The following is a 21,086-nucleotide window of genomic DNA, read 5'->3' as shown; positions in this document are numbered from 1 at the left end:
ATCAAAGGACAGATAATAATGAATAATAGCGTAGAAGTATTACATTTAATGACAGGCTTTGGTGGTGGAATTTCTTCGTTTATTAAGAACAAAGCTGATTTTTTTAAAATGGATGAAGATGTTTTATTTAATGTACTAACATTTGATGAAGTCTCTGAAGATTTTCACAATAGTATTATAAATACTGGTGGGAAAATTTATAAAGTAACGGATCCTAAAGATAGCTTTTCTTCATTTGTTAAAGAAACTTCTAATATATTTAATGAAATCCCTAAAGATACAGTTATACATTGTCACTTCGGTATGAATTTAGCATTATACTTTAAATTATTAGTAAAAAAAAATAACATTAAAAGGTTTATAATTCATGCCCATACTGATGCACCGAAAGAAGTTAGAGAATCTTTAAAAAATAAATTTAGGAGATATTTTAATTCTAAAATGACTAGAGAAAAGTTATCTTGTGGGACAGGAGCTTCTATAAATATTTTTGGTAAAAAAGATGTCGATAATAATAATATAGTTCATATACCAAATAGTATAGACCCGTTTGATTTTATTTATAATAAGTTTTCTATTGAAGAGAAGACAAAATTACTTGGAAAAGAAAATAAAGATAAATTTATTATTGGAAACATTGGACGTTTCCACCCTCAAAAGAATCATCTATTTATGCTTGATTTAATCGAAAAATTAAGTGTTACAAATTTGGATTTTTTGTGGATCTTTATAGGGGACGGAGAATTAAAAGATAAAATCGAAAATGAAGCTGAAAAAAGAAATTTATCCAAATATATTCTCTTTTTAGGTAGGCGAAGTGATGTACCAGCATTATTGAATATAATGGATTTGTTTGTTTTGCCTTCTTTATATGAAGGTCTACCTACTGTTGCTGTAGAAGCTCAAGCAGCGGGGATTCCATGTTTATTATCCACGGAAATTACTGAAGAAGTAGATTTAGGAATGGGAATAGTTAGATTTCTAGACTTAGAGGATATGGATAGTTGGATGGAATCAATAGTAGAAAGTACAGAATTGAAGAGAGTTTCTGAGAAGAGACGCTTAGATAATCTTGTTGAAAAAAAATTTACTAACGAAGAATCAGGGAAATTATATAAACAATTTTTATTAGAAAAAATTAGTTATTATAATTTATAAAATAAATTAAACAATTTAAAATGATAAGGTTATGGTGCAAAACATTAAGATTTCATAATAATTTTTTGTAATGAAGAGAGAATAAGTTTAGTGTTACAAAAATAACATAGCAGGTTATTTATATTTTATGCTTATCAAGTATGGAGTTTCACAATTTCTAGGAAGTATTTTTTAAATGATAAGATAGGGGAATACAGGAATGAATATTTACGAAAATTTATTGGATAGAAAAATGAAAATGTCTATTATTGGATTAGGCTATGTCGGGATGCCTATAGGAATTGCATTTGCTAAACAGATAGATGTCATTGGTTTTGATGTTAATGATAAAAAAATCGAGCAATATAAAAAGGGAATAGATCCAACGTTAGAAGTTGGAGATGAAGCTATTCAAGAAACTACGCTTGAGTTTACGAGTGATGAAAAGGAGTTACAAAAAGCATCTTTTCATATTGTGGCTGTTCCAACCCCGATTAATCAAGATAAAACTCCTAATTTAAATCCGGTAGAAAGTGCAACTCATACATTAGGAAAAAATCTAACAAAAGGTTCTATCGTAGTTTATGAGTCAACTGTTTATCCAGGTGTAACTGAAAATGTTTGTATCCCAATTTTAGAAGAAGAATCTGGACTTAAACATGGTGTAGATTTTGCTGTAGGTTATTCACCTGAGCGTATCAATCCAGGTGATAAAGTGAATACATTAGAAAAAATCGTAAAAATTGTCTCAGCGACTACAGATGAGGCTTTAGAAGAAATAGCAAAAGTTTATGAAATAGTTGTGAAAGCGGGCGTTCATAAAGCACCGAGCATGAAAGTAGCCGAAGCAGCAAAAGTAGTTGAAAATAGTCAACGAGATATTAATATAGCATTCATGAATGAATTAGCATTAGTATTTGATCGTATGGGAATAGACTCTAAAGATGTAATTGATGCTATGAATACAAAATGGAATGCACTTGGCTTTACTCCAGGCTTGGTAGGAGGACATTGTATTGGTATTGATCCATATTACTTTGTTTATGAAGCTGGGAATTTAGGGTATCATAGTCAAATTATTAAAGCAGGTCGAGAAGTCAATGATAGTATGGGCGAGTATATAGCTGGTAAGATTATTAAAAAACTAGTCCAAACAGGGAAAGCTCCTGTGCAATCGAAAGTTGTGATTTTCGGATTAACTTTTAAAGAAAGTACACCAGATGTTCGTAATTCAAAAGTTGAAGATATTATTAATCGCTTAAAAGACTACAATATTGAACCAATTGTCGTTGATCCATGGGCAGATGTAAATGAAGCAAAATCGGAGTATGGCATAGAAATAGTGGACTTTAGTGAAGTAAGAGATGCAGATGCACTTGTATTTACAGTAGCTCATCCTGAATTTAATCAATTATCTTTTGAAGAGATAGATGAATTATTTAAAGAAGAAAATACGAATGAACAAAAAATAATTATTGATGTTAAAAGTATTTTAGATAAAGAATCATTTATATCAGAAGGCTATTCTTTCTGGAGATTGTAAAATTAAATAGCTAATGTACAGAAAATCAAAACAGCCATTCTATTTTAGAATTATCTAAATAGAATGGCCGTTTTATTCTTAATAAAATTATTTATTTTGTTTTCTCTCCGCAATTTGTCGTTTCGCATAGTCAATCGCAAAGTGTAATTCTTCAACTTTGAAGAGGTATAGAGCTATGATATAGACAGCTATACCGATTAGCACTGAAAGGAACACAATGACTAATTCAACTAAGCGAGAAGGATTAAAAGCAGTAACAGAATAATTATAGATAAAGTATACCGCAACTCCCATTACCACAGAAGAGATGAATATTTTAATACTAGATTGTGTCATTGCTCTTAAGCCTAAATTCCCAATTTTTTTGCGTAAATGGTATAGCAAAGTAATGGCTGTGAATATTGCACTTAAAGAAGTAGCAAGCGCTAAACCACGATGACCCATAAACTGAACCAAGATTAAGTTAAAGATAAAGTTTAAACCTAATGCATAAGCACTATTTATCATAGGTGTTTTTGTATCTTTTAATGAATAGAAAACACGAGTTAGTAGAGATTTTACACCGTTTGCTACTAGCCCTATTGAATAGTAGACCAAAGCACCTGAAGTCATTATTGTAGCAGCTTGACCAAATTCACCACGCTGATAGGCAAATTTAACAGCTGGAGTAGCGAGAACAATCATACCGATAGTTGCTGGGATCGTAATTAATAAAACGACATTCAAACTTGTATGCATTAATTTTTTAAGCCCATCAAAGTTTTTCGCATTTGCTTCCTTAGAAAGCATTGGAAAGATTACCGTAATAATAGCAGTAACAAAAACGCTCATTACAATATTATTAAGAACATTTGCATAATTTAGTGAGGAAACACTTCCTTGTGCTAGCGAAGAAGCCATTGATTTATCAATCATATTGTTTAAATCACTGATTGCTACACTGACTAAAACAGGTGGGATTAAGACCGCAAGCTTTTGCATATATTCATCTTTTAAATCAATGTTCATTTTATATTTATAGCCTAATTTTCTCAAACTAGGAATTTGAATTAACAACTGTGCACCTTCAGCAACTACAGCAGTGACCATTAATGCTTTAATACTAAAACGTTGGGATAAGAAAATTAAAAATATAATATAAACAATATTTTTTGGGAAGGCAGCGGCTGCAGATGCATTAAAGAGTCCTTCACTTTCTAGATATCCCTTAAAAATACCTACCAAACTAGAAAAAATTAAAATTGGCAAACCAATACGAGTTAATGTAATCGCAAGATCAAATTGTTCACCCTCAAAACCTTTTCCTAACACTTTCATTAATAGAGGGGCTGTAAAAAATCCAATAACGATTAATAGAAAAGCAACAAAGGTAATCGTATTTAAAAAATTATTTAAATGATTAAGTTTCCCTTTTTCTCCTTCTTGTGTTTCTACGTCCGATAAGATTGGAATTAAGGTCGTATTAATCGTTTGTAGAATTAATGTTGAGAAGAGGGTAATTGCTGATAGAGCGATAAAAAAAGTATCTGTTCCTGCTCCTGAACCATAATTTGAGGCAATCAGAGCCTCACGAAAAAATCCAAGTACTTTACTTCCTAGTGTGAATATAATAATTGTAACTACGGATTTAGCCGATTTTTTTAGATTTGACATCAAAGATTCTCCTTGTTCAATTTCAAAAGCTCAAAATATTTTTTCAGTACTCGAATAAATATTATAGCATAGATTAAATGAATAAAGTGTGTAGATCAAGAGAAAATATTATGGAAAGGTTCTCAAAATAAAAAAATTTCTTTTACAAAAAAGGTCATTCAATCGAATCAAGGATACTTGATCGAATTGAATGACTATATTTTTTTATTTAAATGAAAAGTTAAAGCTTAGACCAGTCCTTGCTGAATCATCGCTTCGGCAACTCGTGCGAAACCTGCAATGTTTGCTCCAGCTTGTAAGTTATCTTGATCTCCTACATATTTCTTAGCGGTTTCGCTACATAAGGTATAAATGTCTTTCATAATTACTTGGAGTCTCTCATCGACTTCTTCGATTGACCATTGCTCTCTTTGAGAGTTTTGAGCCATTTCAAGTGCTGAAACGGCAACTCCACCTGCATTTGCTGCTTTTCCTAGACCATATAAAATGTTCTTCTCTTTATAGACTTCAATGGCTGCGTCTGTACTAGGCATATTTGCTCCTTCAAAGAGAGCTTTAATTTTACAGTTCTCTGCTAGATTCAAAGCCATCTCGCGATCAATCTCATTTTGAGTCGCACAAGGGAAGGCGATGTCGTATTTCATTTGAACTTCCCAAACAGATTTATCTTTAAAGTATTCGGCCTCTGGATAAAGCTCTGTATAGTATTTCAAAGCACCTCTTCCACGTTTGGATAACTTTTTAAGTGTCTCAGCTTGTACACCTTCTTCATGGTATACATACCCTTGACTGTCGGAAACGGCAATAACTTTTGCCCCCAACTGTGTCGCTTTTTCTACCGTATAGGTACTGACATTTCCTGTTCCAGAGACGACGACTCTTTTTTTACTGAGACGCTCGTTATGATTCCATAAAGCATTTTCTGCAAAATAGACGAGACCATATCCAGTCGCTTCTGTCCGGCCAAAACTACCCCATTGATTGGTTGGTTTTCCGGTGAGCACGCCAGGTTCTGGTCGATTCAAGCGTTTATACTGTCCGTACATATAACCAATTTCGCGATGACCCACGCCCATATCACCAGCGGGCACATCTCGATCAGGTCCGATATATTTTTGAAGCTCAGACATAAAGCTTTGGGTAAAGCGCATCACTTCTCGCTCTGATTTACCATTTGGATTAAAGTCACTTCCACCTTTTCCACCACCAAGTGGTAAGCTGGTTAAAGCATTTTTAAAGGTTTGTTCAAAGCCTAAAAATCTTAAAATATTTTCATTTACATTTGGGTTGAATCGAATTCCACCTTTGTATGGTCCTAGGGCAGAATTGAACTGAATGCGCCAACCTAAATTGACGTGCCACTTACCTTCATCATCTTCCCAAGGGACTCTAAATTGAATGAGACGTTCAGGTTCAGCAATCAGTTCTAAAATATTATAATCTTCTATTTCGGGATGTTCTTCTATATAAGGTTCAAGCGTTGGGAAAAATTCAGTGAGTGCTTGAAGGAATTCTGGCTTATCTGAATGTTTACTTTCTAAGTTTTCTAAAATTTGCTGGATATATTTTTTAGCTCGCATACTGAGGCTCCTTTTTTTGTTAGTTACTGGATATTATAACATAGATCAAGTTTTGAAGTGAAAAATTAAATTAAAGTGAAGGAAGTATTAATATGTTTCTCCTTTGAGATTTCAAACGGAATAAAATAGAAAAGCGTATGGTTTTTCCAATATAAGTATGTTATATTACTAAAAAGTTCACAATAATATTTTTAAATGTTAGAAATTAGAAAAAGTATCTTGTGTTCAACTGAAAATATGGTAAACTCATACATGCATATTTTAAAATATAATTATATATTAAGTGTTATTAATAATGTAAATACCAGAAGGGTCGTGCAAGTGTTTAATGGAAGAAGAAATTAGTTTAGTTGAATTGTTTGATATTTTAAAGAAACATATTCGAGTCATTATTTTAACCACCGTTTTAACAGCAGTTATTGCCACTATTTATACTTTCTTTTTAGTGACACCAAAATATCAATCTTCAACAGAAATGTTAGTGAGCCATTCATCAGATAGTACCACGCAAAACGTAACACAACAGGATATTAATACGAGTATCCAATTGATTAATACCTATTCAGATATTATTCGTAATGATGTCACTTTAGATCCAGTTATTGAAGAACTTGATTTAGATATGACAACGAAGGAACTTCGAGAAGATATCAGTGTTCAAACAGAAAATGATTCTCAAGTATTCTCCATCCAAGTTCAAAGTAAGAACCCCTATCAAGCTACTGAAATTGCCAACACCATAGCCAATTATTTTCAAAATGAAATTTATGAAATTATGAATGTAGATAATGTAACGATTATTTCAAGTGCTATACCAAATGTAGATCCTATTTCACCAAATAATATGTTAAATGTAATTATTGGAGTATTACTAGGAGGAATGATTGGAATTGGTATTGTGTTTGTTCGAGAATTAATGGATAACACGGTAAAGACCGAAAAACAGGTTGAACAATTAACTGAATGGAATAATCTAGGCGAGGTAAATATTTTTACGAAAGAAGATTTAGTTGTAAGAACCCCATTGCCAAAGAGTTATTCAACGAAAGAAAATGAGAAAACTAATATTAGAAGAACTCGTAGAAGAGTGTAGAGGAGTATTCATATGGTCTTTAAAAATAAAAAGAGTGAAAATGAATATAGTGGAATTGTTGTAGCTGATAATCCAACCTCCATTGTTTCAGAACAAATCAGAACTATTCGGACAAATATCCAGTTTTCTATGATTGATAAGAAGCTTCAGACGTTACTTGTAACTTCAGCTACTGCTGAAACTGGAAAAACAACGATAGCTACCAACTTAGCTGCAGCTTTTGCAGCAGAAGGCTTACAAGTTCTTTTGGTAGCAACAGATATGAGAAAGCCAAGGCTTCAAAAAATCTTTGATCTTCCAAAAGAAAAAGGTATAACCCATCTTATTACTAATCCTGCTTTAAAAATAGAAGATGTAGCTAGAAAAACGTATATTGAGAACTTATCGGTTATTACTTGTGGACCTGTCCCGCCAAATCCTTCTGAATTATTAAATTCGAATCGGATGGTAGAGCTTATAGAAGATATGAAAGAACAATATGATTTATTAATTTTTGATAGCCCTCCATTATTAGCGGTAACGGATGCTCAAATTTTATCCACTAAGGTAGATGGAACGATATTTGTTATTCCTCAAGGAGAGGTCACTAATGAAGAAATCCGTAATGCATCAGAACGTTTAAAGAAAGTAAACGCAAATGTTTTAGGGACAGTATTGAATAAAGTGGAGCCAAATGCAGATGCTTATTATTACTACGAATCAGAATAAAGAAGTGATAAAATGATTGACTTACATTGCCATATATTACCGGGTATAGATGATGGCTCAAAAAGTTGGGAAATGTCCTTAGAGATGGCGCGCTTAGCTGTCGCTGAGGGCATTACACATATATTGGCCACACCTCATCATATGAATCGACACTGGATAAACCCTAAACAGGAAGTGATCACTTTAGTCGATGAACTTCAAGAAAGACTGGATGAAGAAAACATCCCTTTGACTATCTTTCCTGGGCAAGAAGTTCGCTTGCACGGAGAGATATTAACCAATATTCAAAATGACGAAATTTGTTTTATTGATGAGATGAATCAATATATATTAATTGAGTTTCCAACTTCTTCCGTTCCTGATTATTCTGAGCGTTTATTTTTTGAATTACAAAGCGCTGGAATAACCCCAATTATCGTTCATCCCGAAAGAAATCACGCGATATTAAAAGATCCTTCTATACTGTATGACTTTGTTTCCCGAGATATCTTAGCCCAAGTAACAGCTGCAAGTTATATTGGCAAGTTTGGTCGAGAAATTGAAAAGCTAAGTGAACAATTGATTGAAGCTAATTTAGTTCATTTTCTAGCTTCAGACGCACACAATGTTACAAGTAGGAAATTTCATATGAAAGAAGCCTTCGAAAAATTAGAAAAACAATATGGAGTAGAGAAGGTAAAAGCTTTTGATCAAGTCACCAGAGATCTTATTAATGGGGATGGAATAACATTACCAGAGCCAAAGATGATTAAAACGAACAAAAAGTTTTTTGGGTTATTTTAGGAGAGGAGATTAGGAAATGAGTCGCAATCTAAAAAGAACGATTTTAATATTATTAGATGCTTTTATTATACAGGTTGCACATGTTAGTTCTTACTTCTTTTTATATCCATTAGTTGATATCGAACCTAGACCATTTTTTATGCAATTATTCTTACTTATTTTTACATATATAGTGTTCGGTTATTTTGGGAAAGTTTTTGATAAAATTAATCGCTTTACAGGTATAAAAGATACACTTGTTCATGTCGCGATTATTACCTTATCCTTTGTATTTAGTTCTTTAGTTTATACGGTATTTGATCCTTCAATGAGCTTTCGTTATATAACCTTTGCTTATTTGATTTCTGTTACCGTTATTCCAGCTAGTCGAGTTATTTGGCGTTTATGGGTAGACTATCAAAGAAGATTAGAAAATTCATCTCATGATAATGGCGAACCCATTCGAACATTGCTTATAGGTGCGGGAGATGCAGGAGCAATTTTTGTGCGATCTTTAAGAAATCGTCCAGATATTAATGTTGTAGGTTTTTTAGACGATGATAAAAACAAACAAGGGACCGTTTTATATGGTTATCCCGTCATTGGCCAAATTTCTGATTTAGAAGAAGTTGTCCATCAGTATAATGTAGAACAAATTACAATCGCTATCCCTTCTTTATCTGGAGAAGAAATGCGAGAAATCGTTACAGAGGCTAGAAAAACAAACGTAAAAACCAATCAAATGCCTTATATTGAAGACATTCTTTCAGGAGCCTCCAAAGTCGATGAATTCAAAGAAATTGAAATCACGGATTTGCTAGGAAGAGAAGAAGTCGAGTTGGATATGGCATCCATTCGCGAGCAAGTCACTGGAAAAACGGTTCTTGTTTCAGGTGCGGGAGGTTCCATTGGGTCAGAAATTTCTCGTCAAGTAGCTAGTTTTTCTCCTGAAAAAATTATCTTACTGGGGCATGGAGAATTTTCAATCTATAAAATTGAACGAGAACTCAGACAGTTACCGAATCACACGTTTGATTTAGAACCTGTCATTGCAGATATTCAAGACAGAGAACGTATTTTTGAAGTTTTAGAAACACACAAACCAGATATTGTCTATCATGCAGCTGCCCATAAACACGTTCCTATGATGGAAAAAAATCCACGAGAAGCGGTAAAAAACAATGTGTTCGGTACAAAGAACTTAGCTGAAGCTTCCAAAGCAGCAGGTGTTGAATCTTTTGTTATGATTTCAACCGATAAAGCTGTAAATCCTCCGAATATTATGGGGGCTACGAAACGCGTTGCAGAAATGATTGTAACAGGTTTAAACGAAGAAGGTAAGACCAATTTTGTCGCTGTTCGTTTTGGAAATGTACTAAATTCAAGTGGTTCTGTCATCCCAGTATTCAAGGAACAAATTGAAAAAGGTGGCCCTGTTACTGTTACAGATTTTCGGATGACTCGTTACTTTATGACCATCCCTGAAGCAAGTCGCCTAGTTATGCAAGCGGGTGCGTTGGCTGATGGTGGTGAGATCTTTGTTTTAGACATGGAAGAGCCTGTAAAAATACTTGATCTTGCCAAACAAATGATTTGGTTGAGTGGCTATACAGAACAAGAAATTGGGATTGTTGAGTCCGGTATTCGCCCTGGTGAAAAGTTATATGAAGTCTTATTAGCATCAGATGAAAATACAAACGAACAAATTTATGAAAAAATCTTTGTCGGAAAAGTACATAATTTACCATTAGAACAGGTCTATGCCTTTATCGATACATTAAAAGATTTACCAACAGAGGAAATGAAAAAAGCCTTATTGAAATTTGCGAATAATACGTATGAAAAGAATAGTGAAATAGTTGGAAACTTAGCTACTGTAAATTAGATAAGTATGTCTTGTAGAAGGGTGAAAATATATGGGCAGAATATTTTTGTCTTCACCACATATGAGTGATGAAGGCTATGAACAACAATTTATACAAGAAGCATTTGACACGAATTGGATTGCACCACTTGGAGAAAATGTAAATAAATTTGAAGAAGAATTAGCAGAAATGGTTAAAGCTGGACATGCAACGGCTTTATCTTCAGGAACTGCAGCGATTCATTTAGCTCTTAAAGCAGTTGGTGTAGGCGAAGGAGATATTGTGTTCTGCCAAAGTCTTACTTTCTCTGCAACAGCAAATCCAATTATTTATGAGAGAGCAAAACCTGTTTTTATAGACTCTGAACCAGGAACTTGGAACATGGATCCAAAATTATTAGAAGAAGCCTTTGAAAAATATACTCCAAAAGCTGTATTAGTTGTTCATTTGTATGGTTTATCAGCTAAAATTGATGAAATAAAAGCCATTTGTGAAAAACATAATGTCCCTTTAATTGAGGATGCTGCTGAAAGTCTCGGTACAATTTATAAAAATCAATGGACAGGAACGTTTGGTGATTATGGAATCTTCTCATTTAATGGAAATAAGATTATTACAACCTCTGGTGGGGGAATGCTTGTTTCCGATAATGAAGAAGGAATAGCCAAAGCTAAATTCTGGGCAACACAAGCGCGTGAACCAGAAAGACACTATCAGCATGAAGATATAGGTTATAACTACCGTATGAGTAATGTAGTAGCAGGAATTGGTAGGGGACAGTTAAAAGTATTAGAAAATCGAGTACAACAGAAACGTCATATATTTGATACATATAAAAAAGGCCTAGCTGATATAGAAGAAATTTCATTTATTGATGAGATGGATGAAGAGCGCGCAAACTTTTGGTTAAGTACTATTATCATTGATTCAAATAAAATAACCCCTAATATGATTATTGATGCTTTAGAAGAAGAAAATATCGAATCGCGACCTATATGGAAACCAATGCATTTGCAACCTGTATTTTCAAAATATGATTCTATAGGTGGAGAAGTATCTGAAGCTTTATTTGAAAAAGGAATATGTCTACCAAGTGATTCGAAAATGACAGACGAAGATTTGGAACGAGTTATTAAAATAATTAAATCCTTTTGGAGCTGATAAAGTGAATTTATATGAAAAGTATTTTAAAAGGTTGTTAGATATTGTTTTTTCTTTGACAGCATTACTTATATTATCACCAATCTTACTTATTACTTCAATATTAATTCGGGTTAAATTGGGTACTCCAATAATTTTTAAACAAAAACGACCAGGAAAAGATGAATATTTATTTGAAATAAATAAATTTAGGACTATGACTGAAAAGCGAGATGATAACGGTGAATTATTGCCACCATCTAAACGAGTAACGTCATTTGGAAAAAAATTACGGTCAACTAGTTTAGATGAGTTGCCAGAACTATGGAATATATTAAAAGGTGAAATGAGTTTTGTTGGGCCAAGACCATTAAAGACAGAGTATTTACCATATTATACAGAAGAAGAAAAAATAAGACATTCAGTAAGACCGGGTTTGACAGGTCTAGCTCAAATTAAGGGTAGAAATAATATATCATGGGAAATGAGATTGGGTTATGATATTCAATATGTAAATGAACTATCTTTGTTATTGGACCTGCAAATTCTAATTCATACTATATTTAAAGTTTTAAAAAAAGAAAACGTTACAGTTTATGGTGAAGGGAAAATACTTAGTTTGGATATTGAACGCGGAGAGAATAAAGTTAAAGATTAAATGTAAATTGTTAATTATAAATGTAGATATAGTCAGTTTTATTAATAGGATTAGACTGTATGTACTAAGGAGAGAAATAATTTAATAATGAAAGATATATATTTTAACTCAAATTATGGAAAGTTGTATGAAGATATAGAAGGGGGAGAAAGTATATTTTATGAGTATAATAGTGAATACGGTTCAATCAATAATTTATTTATAAAAAAATTAATACCCATTAAGCTTGACGACCATACAAATTATTATGACATTACTACACCTTACGGTTATGGTGGTCCTATTATCAATAATTACGTAGAAGGAAAAAAGGAAGAATTAGTTAAGGAATATTACGTGGAATTTAAAAAATTTTGTAAAAAAAATAATATTATTAGTGAATTTGTTCGATTCCACCCCCTGTTTAAAAATGAAGTTGACTTTATGAAAATTTATGAAGTGAAAAACTTAAGGAAAACTGTTGGTACTAATTTAGCAGATTATGATGATCCATTTCAAACTGAATTTTCTAAATCTACTAGAAAAATAACAAGAAAAGCTCTTAGAAATGGTGTATCTTTTGAAGTACTCAGAGCACCTGAAACTGTCCATGAATTTTTAGAAATCTATTATTCAACTATGGATAGAAACGATGCAAGTGAATATTATTATTTCAATGAAGATTATTTTAATAAGTGTGTAAAATACTTTAAAGAGAATATTATACTTGTTAAAGCTATTTACGAAGGAAAAACCATAGCAATGGGTTTTTATTTTGTGGTTAACAACATTATTCATAGTCATTTGTCTGGCACATTAAGTGAATATTTATATTTATCACCTGCATATATTATTAAGTATGCTACTACGCTCTGGGGTAAAGAAAATGGCTATCATTTGATACATCATGGTGGCGGAACTACTAATGATGAAAATGACGGATTATTAAAATTTAAAAGTAAGTTTGGGCAACACACTTTCTTCGACTTTTCTATAGGAACTAAAGTTTGGAATAGAGAAGTATATGATATTCTTTGTGAAGAAGTCAATGCTGATGTTAATGGAGATTTTTTTCCGGCATATAGAAATTTATTCACGTAAAAATAATTATTGATAAACAATTAATATAAGTCATGAAGATTAAAAAAATATTATTATTTTAAAACTTGAAAAGGAAATAAATTCAGGATATCCATATTCGAGTCGCTGATGGTTGTACATCGAGTGTGAACATTAGGAGAAGGGAAAAAATCTGGGTAGATCAACCCTCACATTTTATAGATGATTTAAAGACTGTGCTTTATTTGATATAACTACACTACTTAAGAAAGGAAAAACGGAAAATCGATAACCACAAAGAAAATTGAGGGAAACCAGGAAAGAAAAGGTTCTTTATTAATCGGAAGAGAGTTTATTTTTCTTACAAAAATAAATTTAGGCGTTTAGAGAATAATACAATTATAGATAGAAATCATAAAAGTATGGTTATTATCTTTATTTATGTAAGCTATTCATTTCAGCGATGTTAAAAAAACATTCAAAATGGGTTTTTGCATTAAGATAACTTACCCAAAAAATGGATTACAACAAGACTATTTAAGAATTTATTCTTTTTGTCGCAGTCAAAGGGAATAAATTTCTAAAAAATCTATAATCTGTAAGGCTTTGTTAATGGCTTTTCTTGAGAATGTACCAAGATTAGTTTATTTTTAGTTTGATGAACGAGAACTTTTGAAATTGGAGGCATAATATATTGAAAAAAGTAATAGTATTTGGAGCTACTGGGCACTTAGGTGCTTACACGGTTGATTATTTGAAAGAAAATTTAGATAAAAATAGATACGAAATAATAGCCGTGGGGCGTAAAACAACAAATTTTTTCTCAGAACAAGGTATTGAGTATTACCAAGTTGATGTTACAAAAAAGGAAGATTTTCTTAGTTTACCAACGAATGATGTTTATGCAGTGATTAATTTAGTGGGAGTTATGCCAGCTGCAATGAGAGGATATACTCCCAAACCTTATATAGAAGTGAATATTAATGGGACATTAAATATTTTAGAATATTGTAGGATAAATCATGTAAATCGGATTATATACACTCAAACTGAAGCGGACCTTTCTGGCCATTGGGAATCTAATAAAATTATAACACCGGATTTGCCACGAAAATTCAGTTATAAGGGTAATTATTCACTATATATAATATCTAAGTGTACTGCTGTTGATTTAATAGAAAGTTATTATCATAATCACGGGTTAAAAAGGTTTATCTATCGATTACCTACTGTGTATCATTATAGACCAGATCCATATTTTTATAAAGACGGAGAAAAAAAAATACTCGGTTATAGAAGTCTTATTGACCAAGCTATTAAAGGAAAAACAATTGAAATTTGGGGAAATCCTAATTTAGTTAAAGATATAGTTTACGTTAAGGATTTTGCTCAAATGGTTTTAAAAGGAATAAGTGTAAAACATGATGGCGGTATCTATAATGTTGGCACTGGTATTGGAGTGTCTTTAGAAGATCAAATTAAAGGAATTGTTGAAGTATTTTCATTAAAAAATCAAAAATCAAAAATTACTTATAGACCTGATATGCCAGATACTAGATCTTTTATTATGGATATATCTAATGCTAAGTCAGAGTTGGGATATAAACCGCAGTACAATTATATGGACTATTTAACAGATTTCAAAATTGAAATGGAGTTAAATAGATTCGAAAAATTATGGACTTGATTAGATTAAGATAAATAGCTATATTAGAGAAAGGCTTATTTTTATGAAAAAGATACTTATTATTGCACACTATTCAGGTGATTTAGAAAATAAGGATAATAACAGATATATATACATTGCCAATTTATTAGCTAAAAAAAATTATAATGTTGAATTAATCACTAGTGATTTTTCCCATAGGGAAAAAAAACCGAAAAATCTACAATATATTGAAAAGTTTCCTTTTAAAACAACATTAATAAATGAAAAAGGTTATAAAAATAATGTGTCTATAGCTCGATTAATTAGTCATAAAATAATGGCTAGAAATCTCGAAAAAAAATTGAGTGAAATTAGTAAACCAGATTTAATTTATTGTGGTATACCAACGTTAAATGTTGGTAAAGTTGCAGCAAAGTATGCAAAGGAAAATAATATTCCATTCATTATAGATATTCTTGATTTATGGCCTGAAGCATTTCAAATGATATTAGGAAAGAATATTCTATCGTCATTATTATTATTACCAATGACGATAAATGCAAATGAAATTTATAGAAGTGCTGATGGAATAATATCAGTTTCAGAAACATATAATAATCGAGCTTTAGAAGTAAATAATAAAGCAATTTCTAAAACAATATATTTAGGCACTGATTTAGATGATTTTGATAGTTACACTCAAAGTAATATTTTTGCAGATAAAAAAACTAACGAAATATGGGTAGCTTACGCGGGGACATTGGGCAAAAGCTATGATTTAATTACAGTTATTGATGCACTAGAAATTATTAATAAAAAAGTAATAAAAGATAAGGAAGTTAAATTATTAGTGATGGGTAATGGGCCACTCGAGAATAAATTTAAAAAACATGCTAAAAATAAAAGTATAAATGCAGTTTTTACAGGAAGGTTACCATATAATAAAATGGCTAAATTATTATCTATGAGCGATATTGCAGTAAATCCTATAATTAAAAATTCAGCAGGTAGCATAATAAATAAACATGCAGATTATGCTGCGGCAGGATTACCAGTATTAAATACTCAAGAATCTTTAGAATATCGAAAATTGGTTGAGGAATATAATTTTGGATATAATTGTAATAATGGTGATGTAATTGATCTTGCAAATAAATTACAGAAATTAATAATAGATGATAAAATTCGATTAAAAATGGGAGAAAACAGTAAGAGATTTGCTTTAGAAAGATTCAATCGTAGATATACTTATACTGATATTATTGATGTTATTGAATCTCTTATTTAAAAAACTAAAAGGATTTGCTTTTATAATATAACTGAGTAAAATATGCTATTAATTCAAGGGGAGTTTTACAATATTATTTTTGTATTCTGTCTTAAAATTATTTTAAATTTTATGATTTCTTTAATAATTTTTAATTGTATATTATAATTTTTTGTCATAACATTTCTTTGTATGGTTATCCTAAAAAATTTGTTGAAAAAACTTTATTTTATTGATGTCCTGAAGGTATTATAAAAATCAGGCTGATAAACAAAGATCTGAAAAATCGAAAAATAATGTTATCGTGCAGTATAACTAATATTCTTATTAACCAGAATAATTGAAATTTAAGGATATTTAATAACTAATTTTCAATTGTAGTTAAAAACAAGTTTTTAAAAATAGAGACATTTATATGCGATAACACTAACCAGCCTACATGAAAACTCCCACCAAAAACAGGGACTAATTGTTTTATCATATAAGAACTTTTTTTGTTTTTGGTTGTAACTTTTTAATAAAGGAAAATTTGCTTTTTAAAACTTGGGAGAATAAAAATACAAGTAAAGAATAATATGTCTGTTTTAGGAATTGAACAAACATATTAGGTGATAAAATGTCTTAATCACTCTTTAGATTGATTAAAAAGTATGTGCAAAATTTTGTATTATTAAATAATTACTTCAAGTATACTCTTGTATTGTAGCAATATATCCATGAAAATATAGTTACTAATATAATAGAGAGGGAGATATATTATCGTTTTGAATGAAATTAGAAGCCATGATAAGTTTAGTACTATTTTGTTTTTTTGTATATTAATGAGTTTATTTCCTATTATATTATCGTCATCTCTAACCCAAATTGTTACTACAAGTTTAATATATCAGTTAATTGTGGGCATAATGTTTTTGTTACAAATATTACTTATTTTTTCTTATTTTTTCATTAAGACCAGACGAATTGGAGATTTGCGATTATTTATTTTTGCAATTGCTTTTTCCTCTAGCCAAATTATAACTCTACTAATTTCATCTAGAATATTTAGTATAGATATTCTAGATGTTATTAATATACTAGTGAGATTTCTGAGTGTATTTATTTACATATTTATTCCTTCTAAATTAAATATATCAAAAGAATCATTCAATAAGTTCATGAAGTATTTTGTTATCCTATCATTAGTTGCATCCATGTATAATATAATCATTAATTTTTCTGCATTACCAAGTTTGTTTGCCGTTAATAATCCATACTCACTTGTCTTCAGTTCCTTTTATTTTAATAGAAATGCTTATGCTCAATTCTTACTTTTTTCTATCATTGCTAATACCTTTTTATGGATAGAGAAACAGACAAAATTTTCATTCTTTATATACATAATGCTTTTAATAAATATATTCTTAACACTTTCTAGAACTGTAATAGGATTGACAATACTATATTTTATTATTATTTATTTTTTTTATTTCAGGAAGAAAAAATCAAATCGTATTACATTCCTATTATTAATCATAATATTTGTTGTAATTGTTGTCTCTAATCAAGAAATTAGAAATTTTATTAGCATAATGCTGATAAGAAAAGATGTAGGAACTAGTGGGAGAACTTTTTTATGGAGTACTGGATTATCTATTTTAGGTAATACTAATTGGATATTTGGAACAGGATATTTTGCTAGCAGTAATTATATACAAAGCTTAGGGTATAATTTAACTGAATTTCATAGTTTTTACATCGAAACATTAGTTGGAGGAGGAGCAATAGATTTGTTTATGCATCTTCTTATTTTTTATTATGCGTTTAAAAATGTTATTTTTATTTTTAAATATGATAAAAATAATGGGATGATATATTTTGCTAGTTATATTGTATTTGCAATCTATGGAGTTGTTGAAAGTGCTTCTTTTTTTACCATGGGCTATGTAGGGACATTATTTACTATTTTCTTATTAACTATCCCGTTACTTTATTCAAATAATTTGAGAATGAAAGCTATAGTTAATAAAAATAGTGATGATAATTCGTCAAATCTATAGACTTGTGTAAAATTTTATACGATATTTTTAGTGCTTATTCTGGTATCTATATTTAAGGTTGGTTCCAATCAAGTGTATCTCAATGAAAAGGAGAAAGAATTAATTATTTTACATAAGCTCACTGATGATAAAGTTGCAAGACATACTATTTTTTTAGAAGAAGGTAAGCTGGTAAAAAGTTATAATCATGGTTGTAATCGTGAAAAAACTTTACAAAAATATCGCACAACAATGATTGACTTATTCGAATCAGAAGAAAAAGTGATTCTCTTTATTGATAAAATCGTCGAAAAGTATAAGTGTACGTTCGAGATCAGTTTATAGTGTTCCAAAAAAGCTTTGACTATATCCAGCAGAACGTGACGCAACACTTGAATATTGCATTAAAAATGAACTCTGGAGCGCCAGTGATTTTAGAGATGTCGTCGCTTATTTCACTCAGTATAAGCTAGTAGAAATTCTTAAGGGAATTGTTAGCCCCTTTACAGCTCTTACTGGGATTGAAGTTTCTACTCGTTCATTTAGTGAATATGCGAATATTTTGGGTGTTGAAGTGAATGAGTAATGGCCTTGAAGAATTACAACATGCCTTTAAGCAACTACGGTTATCGGAAGTTTCTACTGAACTTCCCGTCCTAATGCCTGAAGCTGAACAGAGATCTTGGACTTATTATGAACTATTAAATCATTTACTAAAATATGAATTGACCAAACGAGAGGAGAAAAATAAAGCTCGTTGTTTAAAATGGGCGAAATTTCCTTATCAAAAGACACTTGAAGACTATAATCTCAATGAGCAAACGAGTATCACTGAGAGGAAAATGCGCCAGTTAAAAGAAATGAATTGATTAGAGCAGTAATATAACCTGATTCTACTCGATCCGTTCGGTGTTGGCAAAACGCATTTAGCAGTAGGCGTAGGGTTAGAAGCAAATGAACAAGGCTATCAAGTCATGTTCTCCCGATGGGAGAACTGACAATGATACTGAAAACGAGCGACTATACACGAAAACCACAGATTGTATTAAACTGGATTAAAAAATCTGATTTAGTTATTATTGATAATTTGATGTACATTGCAATGGATCCGATGGAAGCCAATCTATTCTTCCAGTTAGTCGATCATTTATATGAACGCAGCTCTATCATACTAACTTCGAATAAGAGCCCGGATGAATGGGGGGAGCTGTTAGGGGATGAAGGTGTCGCAACTTGCAATATTGGATTGACTTCTCCACCGTGTAAAACTGATAAAAATGGACGATGAGAGTTACCCAATGAAACATTGGTAAAGAGTTTTTGAGGTAAAGAGTTTTTGACTAGATAAAAAGTGTCGAATCTTATCTGGCAGAATTTGCAGGAAACTAATTGGCAAAAACTGTCGATTTCTACTTGATGTTAATACCAAGTACATTTTACACTGAATAACGAAGAGGTCCAAAACATTATTGAACATTTGATAAAAGATGAGGTTTCTAAAAACATTTTGACGACTGTATTCAACCAATTAATGGAAAACCAACGAACTGAATATATCCAAGCCGATGACTACGAGCGATTGGAATACCGGAAAAGCCAACGAAAAATTTGCTTTAACTCTCGTTTCTTGCAAACATCTTTTTATAAATTAGATTGATAGTGGATTATGCGCATGAAAAACATTCATTTAATCGAAAAGGAGTATGTAACCCTCATGGAACTAAAGGAAAGAAACGAAGTACTGAAAAAATGCGACTACATTGAAAATCTTCCAGAGTCTATTTAATTATAATGAGAGGAGCCATAATGAAATTGATACGATGGAGGAAAATAGGGAGCGAATCAGCCTGTTCTATTAATACTCATAGAGTGTAAAACAAATTTGTAATTTTTAATATTGTGAATCAAAGAGCGAATGAAGTTGATAAAATTTTTAAACATTCTATCCAATAGCTGCCAGATATTAAAAAGGAATATTTAAAAATATCGCTTCAGTTAATGAGCGTGAATTTGCTAATTAAACCGAATTATCGAAAGAAATTAGTATTATTTATTTTTACTACTCTTCTGCTTCTTATAAAAACGAATTATAACTCAACTGGTGAAATCTCGATAGTCGAAGATGAACTAAAGGTATTCTTTGTATTTACCCATCATAAATAGGTCCCAAAAAGTTTGTTCCTATGCCTAGTAGATCATTCCAAATTGTAAATAACCTTTGCTGTTAAGTTTTTTTACTATTTTGAAATAATATAACTATTGGAGGTGTATTATATGTATATACATATAATGCATAAAAATAATTTAAATTCAATTAAAAAAAAAGGCTTAGTTTCAAGAGATAAACTCGGAACTTCAGGTGGAAATTATGATAGAGATAAAGTTTCAGCGTTTTATTTCATGGAGGATGTTAACAATCAAATATTAGAGGAAGCACTTAATGTAGTTTTTAAAGGGAAAAATTCCAATCCATATAATAATAAACATATTAAGAATGACTATATTATTTTCAAAATTAAAGATCCTGAAATTAATTGGGAGTATCAAGAAAAACCTAGAGAAATGTACTCACCATATACTACTCTCTCAGATTCATTTTATGAAAAATTTAGAGGATTTGCAAAAACTACTGAGGATATAAAGTGGGAGACGTTAGAAAGAATAAAGATATAAAGCTAGGATAAAAGCGATTAATATTTCTTAGGGACCTTATTTTTATTGAGTACAAAAATTAATATCTATGTGTATAATGTTTCTCGGAAAGACAAATAAAGAATAGTAGACAAATAGAAAGAAGACCTTTATTCTAAAATCACCACAAAATTAGAAAGAGGTCTTCTTATGGATAATATTATATCAGAAATTGTAGAAATTATAAATAACAATCCCCGTTCCTTATGGATATTGAAATGGCTGTAGAAACATATTTTACGTAAGTTTTAAGCCAATTGTTTTCTAAAGCACTCGAGCGTATCG

Annotated in this window: 17 protein-coding genes and 2 pseudogenes; 17 read left to right on the top strand and 2 right to left on the bottom strand. The window is 31.0% G+C overall.

Annotation, left to right across the window (positions count from 1 at the left end; genetic code table 11):
* Positions 1-18 precede the first annotated feature (18 nt).
* Both BUB96_RS06620 and BUB96_RS06615 read left to right on the top strand, forming a co-directional pair.
* Positions 19-1,158 (top strand): glycosyltransferase, encoded by a 1,140-nt coding sequence (locus BUB96_RS06620; RefSeq protein ID WP_073298061.1) that lies wholly within the window; start codon positions 19-21, stop codon positions 1,156-1,158.
* A gap of 199 nt (positions 1,159-1,357) precedes the next feature.
* Entirely contained in the window at positions 1,358-2,680 is a 1,323-nt protein-coding gene (locus BUB96_RS06615) for a nucleotide sugar dehydrogenase (protein WP_073298059.1), read from the top strand.
* Positions 2,681-2,767: 87 nt separating this feature from the next.
* Here BUB96_RS06615 and murJ read toward each other — a convergent pair whose 3' ends face one another.
* On the bottom strand, positions 2,768-4,333 hold the full coding sequence (gene murJ / locus BUB96_RS06610) for a murein biosynthesis integral membrane protein MurJ (protein ID WP_073298057.1): 1,566 nt from the start codon (positions 4,331-4,333) through the stop codon (positions 2,768-2,770).
* 227 nt (positions 4,334-4,560) lie between these two features.
* Positions 4,561-5,913: an NADP-specific glutamate dehydrogenase gene (gdhA, locus tag BUB96_RS06605; protein ID WP_073298055.1), complete on the bottom strand. Its 1,353-nt coding sequence runs from the start codon at positions 5,911-5,913 to the stop codon at positions 4,561-4,563.
* Between the two features lie 328 nt (positions 5,914-6,241).
* Here gdhA and BUB96_RS06600 point away from each other — a divergent pair, with 328 nt between their 5' ends.
* From BUB96_RS06600 to BUB96_RS06535, 15 genes and pseudogenes are all read left to right on the top strand, one after another.
* A complete protein-coding gene (locus BUB96_RS06600) occupies positions 6,242-7,006 on the top strand; it encodes a YveK family protein (protein ID WP_073298053.1) in 765 nt (254 codons plus the stop codon).
* A 12-nt stretch (positions 7,007-7,018) separates the two neighbouring features.
* Positions 7,019-7,714 (top strand): CpsD/CapB family tyrosine-protein kinase, encoded by a 696-nt coding sequence (locus BUB96_RS06595; RefSeq protein ID WP_073298051.1) that lies wholly within the window; start codon positions 7,019-7,021, stop codon positions 7,712-7,714.
* A 12-nt stretch (positions 7,715-7,726) separates the two neighbouring features.
* Complete coding sequence (locus tag BUB96_RS06590; RefSeq protein ID WP_073298049.1) at positions 7,727-8,497, top strand: tyrosine-protein phosphatase; 771 nt, start codon at positions 7,727-7,729, stop codon at positions 8,495-8,497.
* A 16-nt stretch (positions 8,498-8,513) separates the two neighbouring features.
* Positions 8,514-10,361 (top strand): polysaccharide biosynthesis protein, encoded by a 1,848-nt coding sequence (locus BUB96_RS06585; protein ID WP_073298046.1) that lies wholly within the window; start codon positions 8,514-8,516, stop codon positions 10,359-10,361.
* A gap of 31 nt (positions 10,362-10,392) precedes the next feature.
* Entirely contained in the window at positions 10,393-11,502 is a 1,110-nt protein-coding gene (locus tag BUB96_RS06580; RefSeq protein WP_073298043.1) for a DegT/DnrJ/EryC1/StrS family aminotransferase, read from the top strand.
* Positions 11,503-11,506: 4 nt separating this feature from the next.
* Entirely contained in the window at positions 11,507-12,139 is a 633-nt protein-coding gene (locus BUB96_RS06575) for a sugar transferase (protein WP_073298041.1), read from the top strand.
* A gap of 87 nt (positions 12,140-12,226) precedes the next feature.
* Entirely contained in the window at positions 12,227-13,219 is a 993-nt protein-coding gene (locus BUB96_RS06570) for a peptidoglycan bridge formation glycyltransferase FemA/FemB family protein (RefSeq protein WP_073298038.1), read from the top strand.
* Positions 13,220-13,871: 652 nt separating this feature from the next.
* Positions 13,872-14,864, top strand: a complete 993-nt coding sequence (locus tag BUB96_RS06565) for an NAD-dependent epimerase/dehydratase family protein (protein WP_084136956.1) — start codon at positions 13,872-13,874, stop codon at positions 14,862-14,864.
* Between the two features lie 43 nt (positions 14,865-14,907).
* Positions 14,908-16,113, top strand: a complete 1,206-nt coding sequence (locus BUB96_RS06560; RefSeq protein ID WP_073298034.1) for a glycosyltransferase family 4 protein — start codon at positions 14,908-14,910, stop codon at positions 16,111-16,113.
* A gap of 743 nt (positions 16,114-16,856) precedes the next feature.
* Entirely contained in the window at positions 16,857-18,131 is a 1,275-nt protein-coding gene (locus tag BUB96_RS06555; protein ID WP_073298032.1) for an O-antigen ligase family protein, read from the top strand.
* Positions 18,132-18,203: 72 nt separating this feature from the next.
* On the top strand, positions 18,204-18,455 hold the full coding sequence (locus tag BUB96_RS06550; RefSeq protein WP_073298029.1) for a hypothetical protein: 252 nt from the start codon (positions 18,204-18,206) through the stop codon (positions 18,453-18,455).
* 233 nt (positions 18,456-18,688) lie between these two features.
* Positions 18,689-19,108, top strand: a pseudogene (locus BUB96_RS10640) (ATP-binding protein).
* Positions 19,109-19,110: 2 nt separating this feature from the next.
* Positions 19,111-19,398: an ATP-binding protein gene (locus BUB96_RS10635; RefSeq protein ID WP_268761854.1), complete on the top strand. Its 288-nt coding sequence runs from the start codon at positions 19,111-19,113 to the stop codon at positions 19,396-19,398.
* Between the two features lie 138 nt (positions 19,399-19,536).
* Positions 19,537-19,737 (top strand): annotated as a pseudogene (locus BUB96_RS06540) (transposase); the annotation flags it as partial.
* Positions 19,738-20,384: 647 nt separating this feature from the next.
* A complete protein-coding gene (locus BUB96_RS06535; protein WP_073298027.1) occupies positions 20,385-20,783 on the top strand; it encodes a hypothetical protein in 399 nt (132 codons plus the stop codon).
* The last annotated feature ends 303 nt before the right edge of the window (positions 20,784-21,086 follow it).

It is taken from the genome of Atopostipes suicloacalis DSM 15692, assembly GCF_900129085.1.
Lineage (GTDB): Bacteria > Bacillota > Bacilli > Lactobacillales > Carnobacteriaceae_A > Atopostipes > Atopostipes suicloacalis.
This window is presented reverse-complemented; position numbering and strand designations above follow the sequence as displayed.

Excerpts from the sequence above, each read along its gene's own strand:
- BUB96_RS10635 (WP_268761854.1), top strand. The coding sequence starts at position 19,111 with ATGATACTGAAAACGAGCGACTATACACGAAAACCACAGATTGTATTA.
- BUB96_RS06585 (WP_073298046.1), top strand. The coding sequence starts at position 8,514 with ATGAGTCGCAATCTAAAAAGAACGATTTTAATATTATTAGATGCTTTT.
- BUB96_RS06570 (WP_073298038.1), top strand. The coding sequence starts at position 12,227 with ATGAAAGATATATATTTTAACTCAAATTATGGAAAGTTGTATGAAGAT.
- murJ (WP_073298057.1), bottom strand. The coding sequence starts at position 4,333 with ATGTCAAATCTAAAAAAATCGGCTAAATCCGTAGTTACAATTATTATA.
- BUB96_RS06620 (WP_073298061.1), top strand. The coding sequence starts at position 19 with ATGAATAATAGCGTAGAAGTATTACATTTAATGACAGGCTTTGGTGGT.
- BUB96_RS06595 (WP_073298051.1), top strand. The coding sequence starts at position 7,019 with ATGGTCTTTAAAAATAAAAAGAGTGAAAATGAATATAGTGGAATTGTT.
- BUB96_RS06590 (WP_073298049.1), top strand. The coding sequence starts at position 7,727 with ATGATTGACTTACATTGCCATATATTACCGGGTATAGATGATGGCTCA.
- gdhA (WP_073298055.1), bottom strand. The coding sequence starts at position 5,913 with ATGCGAGCTAAAAAATATATCCAGCAAATTTTAGAAAACTTAGAAAGT.
- BUB96_RS06560 (WP_073298034.1), top strand. The coding sequence starts at position 14,908 with ATGAAAAAGATACTTATTATTGCACACTATTCAGGTGATTTAGAAAAT.
- BUB96_RS06580 (WP_073298043.1), top strand. The coding sequence starts at position 10,393 with ATGGGCAGAATATTTTTGTCTTCACCACATATGAGTGATGAAGGCTAT.
- BUB96_RS06615 (WP_073298059.1), top strand. The coding sequence starts at position 1,358 with ATGAATATTTACGAAAATTTATTGGATAGAAAAATGAAAATGTCTATT.
- BUB96_RS06535 (WP_073298027.1), top strand. The coding sequence starts at position 20,385 with ATGTATATACATATAATGCATAAAAATAATTTAAATTCAATTAAAAAA.
- BUB96_RS06600 (WP_073298053.1), top strand. The coding sequence starts at position 6,242 with ATGGAAGAAGAAATTAGTTTAGTTGAATTGTTTGATATTTTAAAGAAA.